General features: G+C 69.7%; 5 protein-coding genes. 1 reads left to right on the top strand and 4 read right to left on the bottom strand.

The window, feature by feature from the left end; translation table 11 throughout:
* Positions 1–79: 79 nt before the first annotated feature.
* The 3 genes from ispG to dxr form a co-directional block, all read right to left on the bottom strand.
* A complete protein-coding gene (gene ispG / locus BEK98_RS36655) occupies positions 80–1,237 on the bottom strand; it encodes a flavodoxin-dependent (E)-4-hydroxy-3-methylbut-2-enyl-diphosphate synthase (RefSeq protein ID WP_094221078.1) in 1,158 nt (385 codons plus the stop codon).
* 169 nt (positions 1,238–1,406) lie between these two features.
* Positions 1,407–2,711: a M50 family metallopeptidase gene (locus tag BEK98_RS36660; protein WP_094221079.1), complete on the bottom strand. Its 1,305-nt coding sequence runs from the start codon at positions 2,709–2,711 to the stop codon at positions 1,407–1,409.
* Positions 2,708–3,979: a 1-deoxy-D-xylulose-5-phosphate reductoisomerase gene (dxr, locus tag BEK98_RS36665; RefSeq protein WP_094221080.1), complete on the bottom strand. Its 1,272-nt coding sequence runs from the start codon at positions 3,977–3,979 to the stop codon at positions 2,708–2,710. Before dxr ends, BEK98_RS36660 begins: the two co-directional genes overlap by 4 nt.
* 199 nt (positions 3,980–4,178) lie before the next feature.
* Between dxr and BEK98_RS36670 the strand changes: the two genes are divergently transcribed.
* Positions 4,179–4,637, top strand: a complete 459-nt coding sequence (locus BEK98_RS36670; protein WP_094221081.1) for a lamin tail domain-containing protein — start codon at positions 4,179–4,181, stop codon at positions 4,635–4,637.
* On the opposite strand, the gene BEK98_RS36675 is transcribed toward BEK98_RS36670, so the two are convergent.
* A complete protein-coding gene (locus BEK98_RS36675) occupies positions 4,634–6,571 on the bottom strand; it encodes an acyl-CoA dehydrogenase family protein (protein ID WP_094221082.1) in 1,938 nt (645 codons plus the stop codon). The genes BEK98_RS36670 and BEK98_RS36675 overlap by 4 nt on opposite strands.
* Positions 6,572–6,607 lie beyond the last annotated feature (36 nt).

Genomic DNA, 6,607 nt, shown 5'->3' on the forward strand with positions numbered 1-6,607 from the left:
TTCTGCTGATCTCCAGACTGTACCTGGCGAAACCAGGAGGCGCCGCCCCCGTGGGAGCGGCGCCGGGATCCGGCTGGGTTCAGCCCGCGACCGAGACCGACGGCTCGCCGGAGGCGATGCCCTCGGCCTCCATCTGCTCGGCCAGCTTCATGGCCTCCTCGATGAGGGTTTCCACGATCTTGGACTCGGGGACGGTCTTGATGACCTCGCCCTTGACGAAGATCTGGCCCTTGCCGTTGCCGGAGGCGACGCCGAGGTCGGCCTCGCGGGCCTCGCCGGGGCCGTTGACGACGCAGCCCATGACGGCGACGCGGAGGGGGACCTCCATGCCGGTCAGGCCGGCGGTGACCTCTTCGGCGAGCTTGTAGACGTCGACCTGGGCGCGGCCGCAGGACGGGCAGGAGACGATCTCCAGGCCGCGCTGGCGCAGGTTCAGCGACTCCAGGATCTGGATGCCGACCTTGACCTCCTCGACGGGGGGCGCGGAGAGGGAGACGCGGATGGTGTCGCCGATGCCCTGGGAGAGCAGGGCGCCGAAGGCGACGGCCGACTTGATGGTGCCCTGGAACGCCGGGCCGGCCTCGGTCACGCCGAGGTGCAGCGGGTAGTCGCACTGCTCGGCGAGCTGGCGGTAGGCCTCGATCATCACGACCGGGTCGTTGTGCTTGACCGAGATCTTGATGTCGCGGAAGTCGTGCTCCTCGAAGAGGGAGGCCTCCCACAGGGCGCTCTCGACCAGGGCCTCGGGGGTCGCCTTGCCGTACTTCTGGAGCAGGCGGCGGTCGAGGGAGCCGGCGTTGACACCGATGCGGATCGGCGTGCCGTGCTCCTTGGCGGCCTTGGCGATCTCCCTGACCTTGTCGTCGAACTGCTTGATGTTGCCGGGGTTGACGCGGACGGCGGCGCAGCCGGCCTCGATGGCGGCGAAGACGTACTTCGGCTGGAAGTGGATGTCCGCGATGACCGGGATCTGCGACTTGCGGGCGATGGTCGCGAGGGCGTCGGCGTCGTCCTGGGTGGGGCAGGCGACGCGGACGATCTGGCAGCCGGACGCGGTCAGCTCGGCGATCTGCTGGAGGGTGGCGCCGATGTCGGACGTACGGGTCGTGGTCATCGACTGGACCGAGACGGGCGCGTCTCCGCCGACCGCCACGGATCCGACCTGGATCTGCCGGCTCTTCCGGCGCTCGGCGAGCTTGGTCGGAACGGACGGCATGCCGAGAGAAATCGCAGTCATCTGCTGTGCAACCCCAAGTCGTGGATCAAGGTCCGGTCCCGTGGACGGCGGGCTCCAGGCTTCGAGGTTACGGCACCGGCCCCGGCGCCAGCACATCCCACCCGGTAAACCCACTCAATGGAAGGCGACCCGGAACTCGGGGTTCCGGGCCGCCTGGAACGTCGGATGGCTAGGAGATTTTCACCGGGTTAACCACGTCCGCGATCAGCACCAGGACGGTGAAGCAGACGAAGATCCCGGCCACCACGTAGGCCACCGGCATCAGCTTGGCCACGTCGAACGGACCGGGGTCCGGCCGGCGCAGCACCCGGGCCACGTTCCGCCGCAGGGACTCCCACAGGGCGCCCGCGATGTGCCCGCCGTCGAGCGGGAGCAGCGGGAGCATGTTGAACAGGAACAGGGAGAGGTTGAAGCCGGCGAGCACGAACACGAACATGGCGACCTGCTGCGAGGCCGGGATGTCCAGGGTGGCGATGTCACCGGTGATCCGGGCCGCGCCGACGATGCCCATCGGGGAGTCCGGCTCGCGCGGGCCGTTGCCGAAGGCCGCGTCCCACAGGGCCGGGATCTTGCCGGGCAGGGCGACCAGCGAGTCGACGGCGTCGCCGACCCGGTCGGTCATCCAGGTGACGGAGTCGCCGAAGTTCTGCTGGACGACGCCGGTGGCGGCGCTGAAGCCGAGGAAGCCGGCCTCCACGTACTTGCCCTGGACGTAGGTGCCGCTGGAGTCCTTCTTGGCGACCTGGTTGGTGGCGATCTTCGCGTGCAGGGTCAGCTCCTGACCCTTGCGCTCGACGACGATCGGCACGGTCTTGCCCGCGCTGTCCCGGATGAGGTCGGACAGCGTGTTCCAGTCCTTGGTCGGCGTGCCGTCGAAGGAGACGATCTTGTCGCCGTTCTTCATGCCGGCGGCCTGGGCCGGGGACGGGGCGTCGGACTTCTTGCAGCTGTCGCGGTGCTCGCTCTGCGCGATGACGCAGGGCGAGACCGAGGCGACCGTGGTGGTCTGCTGCTGGATGCCGAAGCCCATCAGCACGGTGAGGAACAGGCCGATCGCGAGCACCAGGTTCATGAACGGGCCCGCGAACATGACGATGACCCGCTTCCACGGCTTGCGCGTGTAGAACATGCGCGTCTCGTCACCCGGCTTGAGCTCCTCGAAGGCCGCCGAGCGGGCGTCCTCGATCATGCCGCGCCACGGGGAGGTGGAGCGGGCGGAGATCCGGCCGGCGTCGTCGGGCGGGAACATGCCGATCATGCGGATGTAGCCGCCGAGCGGGATCGCCTTGATGCCGTACTCGGTCTCGCCCTTGTGCCGCGACCAGACGGTCGGGCCGAAGCCGACCATGTACTGCGGGACGCGGATGCCGAAGAGCTTGGCCGTGGACAGGTGCCCCAGCTCGTGCCAGGCGATCGAGACGAGCAGGCCGACCGCGAAGACCACTATGCCGAGGATGAACATCAAGGTCGTCATGCACGCGCCTCCGCGGTTGCCGTCCGGTCTGTCAGTTCGCGGGCCCGGGCCCGTGCCCAGGTCTCCGCTTCGAGGACGTCCGACACGGTGAGTGAAGTTCCCGTGACCGGGGTGCCGTGCTCCTCGACCACCCGGGTGACGGTCTCCATGATGCCGTTGAAGGGCAGTGCGCCGGTGCGGAAGGCCTCGACACACTCCTCGTTGGCCGCATTGAACACCGCCGGGGCGGTGCCCGCGAGCTGCCCCACGTGCCGGGCGAGGTTCACCGAGGGGAAGGCCTCGTTGTCCAGCGGGAAGAACTCCCAGGTGGAGGCCTTGCTCCAGTCGAAGGCGGGCGCCGCGTCGGGAACGCGTTCGGGCCAGCCCAGACCGATGGCGATCGGCCCGCGCATGTCGGGGGGCGTCGCCTGGGCGATCGTGGATCCGTCGGTGAACTCGACCATCGAGTGAACATACGACTGGGGATGCACGACGACCTCAATGCGGTCGAAGGGAATGTCGTAGAGCAGGTGCGCCTCGATGACTTCCAGGCCCTTGTTGACGAGGGTCGCCGAGTTGATCGTGATCACCGGGCCCATCGCCCAGGTGGGGTGCGCCAGGGCGTCCTCGACGGTGACGTGCGCCAGCTCGGCCTTGCTGCGTCCGCGGAAGGGGCCGCCGGAGGCGGTGACGACCAGCTTGCGCACGTCGGCGCGGGTGCCGGCGGCGAGCGCCTGGAAGAGCGCGGCGTGCTCGGAGTCGACCGGGATGATCTGCCCGGGCTTGGCGAGCGCCTTGACCAGCGGGCCGCCGACGATCAGCGACTCCTTGTTGGCGAGCGCGAGGGTGCGGCCGGCCTCCAGGGCGGCGAGGGTGGGCGCGAGGCCGATGGACCCGGTGATGCCGTTGAGCACCGTGTGGCAGTCGGAGGCGGCGACCTGGGTCGCCGCGTCCGGTCCGGCGAGGATCTCGGGGAGCTGCTCCCCGGCGCCGTACCGCTCGGTCAGCGCCTCGCGCAGGGCCGGTACGGCGTCCTCGCGGGCGACCGCCACGGTGCGCACCCGCAGGCGGTGCGCCTGCTCGGCGAGCAGGGCCGTGCGGGCGCCGTTCGCGGAGAGGGCGGTGACCCGGAAGCGGTCGGGGTTGCGCAGCACGAGGTCGATGGCCTGGGTTCCGATGGACCCGGTGGAGCCGAGGATCACCACGTCCTTCGGGCCGTCGGCCGCGAGGGGGTCGTAGACGAGGTGCGGATCGGCGAGGGGTGCCGGACTGGCGGGACTGTCGGTCATCCCCCCATTGTGGCCGCAAGCCGCGGGCGGGCGGACAGGGCATCCCTCGGGCGGGTGCGTTAACAGCTTTCGTCGCCCGATGGAGCGTTTTTCCGCTTGTGAAGTCCGAGTGAAGATCATGTGATAACACTTCAGTCGGGCCGGTGGACGACCGGTCCGGGTACGACTTCGCGGACGACATCCTTGGGGGGATCTCTCCATGCGTACTGTGCGCATACGCGCCGCCCTGCCCGCTCTCGCGGGCGCGGCCCTGCTCATCGGAACCCTGCTCAGCTCCCCGGCCCAGGCGGCCGGGGGCGTGCACATCCACCACGTCTGGTTCGACAGCCCGGGCCGGGACGACCGCTCCAACACGAGCCTCAACGCCGAGTGGGTGCAGATCAAGAACGGCGGCAGCTCGGCCGTCTCGCTCAAGGGCTGGGTCCTGAAGGACGCCTCGAACCACAAGTACGTCTTCCCGGACGTCAAGATCGGCGCCGGGAAGTACATGAAGATCCGTACCGGCAGCGGCTCGGACACCGCGTCGACCAAGTACCAGGGCCGCCGTGCCTACGTCTGGAACAACGACAAGGACACGGCCACGCTGACCAAGGCGAGCGGCACCAAGGTCGACTCCTGCTCCTGGACGACGCGGGATCCGAGCGACAAGTACTGCTAGCCCCCGAACGGGCGGCGGGCGTTCTCACGCTCGCTCGGGCCCGGGGTCGCGTCGGCGATCCACGGGCCCTCGCCCGAGGGGTCGACGATGCCTTCCTCCAGCCACTCGTAGGCCCCGCCGAGCACTCCCTTGACCACCTTGCGGTCGAGGTCGTCGGTGTTGGCCCACAGACGGTTGAAGAGTTCCTCGACCCGGAGCCGGGACTGGCGGCAGAAGGCGTCGGCGAGCTGGTAGGCCTCGCGGCCGTGCTCGCCCTCGCCGCGCAGCCGCTCGGCGCGCACACAGGCCGCGCTCATCGCGAACAGCTCGGCGCCGATGTCCACGATCCGGCCGAGGAAGCCCTGCTTGGTCTCCATCCGGCCCTGCCAGCGGGACATGGCGTAGAAGGTGGAGCGGGCCAGCTTGCGGGCGTGCCGCTCGACGTAGCGCAGATGGCCGGAGAGGTCGGTCTCGCGCTTGAACGCGTGGTACGAGGAGGGCAGTTGGCCGGGTCCGGCGACCAGCTTCGGCAGCCACTTGGCGTAGAAGACGCCCGCGTTGGCGCCCGCTTTCGCCTTGTCCGACAGGGACTTGTCGGGGTCGATGAGGTCGCCGGCGACCGAGAGGTGGGCGTCGACGGCCTCGCGGGCGATCAGCAGGTGCATGATCTCCGTCGAGCCCTCGAAGATGCGGTTGATGCGCAGGTCGCGCAGGATCTGCTCGGCCGGGACGGACCGCTCGCCGCGCGCCTTCAGGGACTCGGCCGTCTCGTAGCCGCGACCGCCGCGGATCTGGACCAGTTCGTCGGCCATCAGCCAGGCCATCTCGGAGCCGTAGAGCTTGGCGAGGGCGGCCTCGATACGGATGTCGTTGCGGTCCTCGTCGGCCATCTGCGAGGACAGGTCGAGGACGGCCTCCAGGGCGAAGGTCGTGGCCGCGATGAAGCTGATCTTGGAGCCGACGGCCTCGTGCAGCGCGACCGGCTTGCCCCACTGCTCGCGTTCCGCCGCCCACTCACGGGCGATCTTGAGGCACCACTTGCCGGCGCCGGCGCACATCGCGGGCAGCGACAGCCGGCCGGTGTTGAGGGTGGTGAGCGCGATCTTCAGGCCCGCGCCCTCGGGACCGATGCGGTTGGCGGCCGGGACCCGGACCTGGTGGAAGCGGGTGACGCCGTTCTCGATGCCGCGCAGGCCCATGAAGGCGTTGCGGTTCTCCACGGTGATGCCCTCGGCGGCCGCCTCCACCACGAAGGCGGTGATGCCGCCCTTGTGCCCCTCGGACTTCGGCACGCGGGCCATGACGACGAGCAGATCGGCGACCACCCCGTTGGTGGTCCACAGCTTCACCCCGTCGAGGACGTAGTCGTCGCCGTCCGGGACGGCCGTCGTCGCGAGGCGGGCCGGGTCGGAGCCGACGTCCGGCTCGGTGAGCAGGAAGGCGGAGATGTCGGTGCGGGCGCAGCGGGGCAGGAAGGCGTCCTTCTGCTCCTGGGTGCCGAAGAGCTTCAGCGGCTGGGGTACGCCGATCGACTGGTGGGCGGAGAGCAGGGCGCCGACCGCGGGGCTCGCGGAGCCGACCAGGGCGAGGGCCTTGTTGTAGTACAGCTGGGTGAGGCCGAGACCGTCGTACTTGGGGTCGATCTTCATGCCGAGCGCGCCGAGTTCCTTCAGGCCGGCGACGACCTCGTCGGGGATGCGGGCCTCGCGCTCGATCCGGGCCGAGTCGATCGTCGTCTCGCAGAAGACGCGCAGCTTGGCGAGGAACTCCTCGCCGCGGCGCACGCTCTCGGCCTCCGGGAGCGGATGGGGATGGATGAGGTCGAGCCGGAAGCGCCCGAGGAACAGTTCCTTGGCGAAACTGGGCTTGCGCCAGTCCTGCTCGCGGGCGGCCTCCGCCACCTGCCGGGCCTCGCGCTCGGTGACGTTGGTGCGTTGGGTGGTGGGGGCGGACATGAGGCTCACCTCGCCGCAATAGGGATGTTGAGGACC

Source organism: Streptomyces diastatochromogenes (genome assembly GCF_002242805.1).
Taxonomy (GTDB): Bacteria; Actinomycetota; Actinomycetes; order Streptomycetales; family Streptomycetaceae; genus Streptomyces; species Streptomyces diastatochromogenes.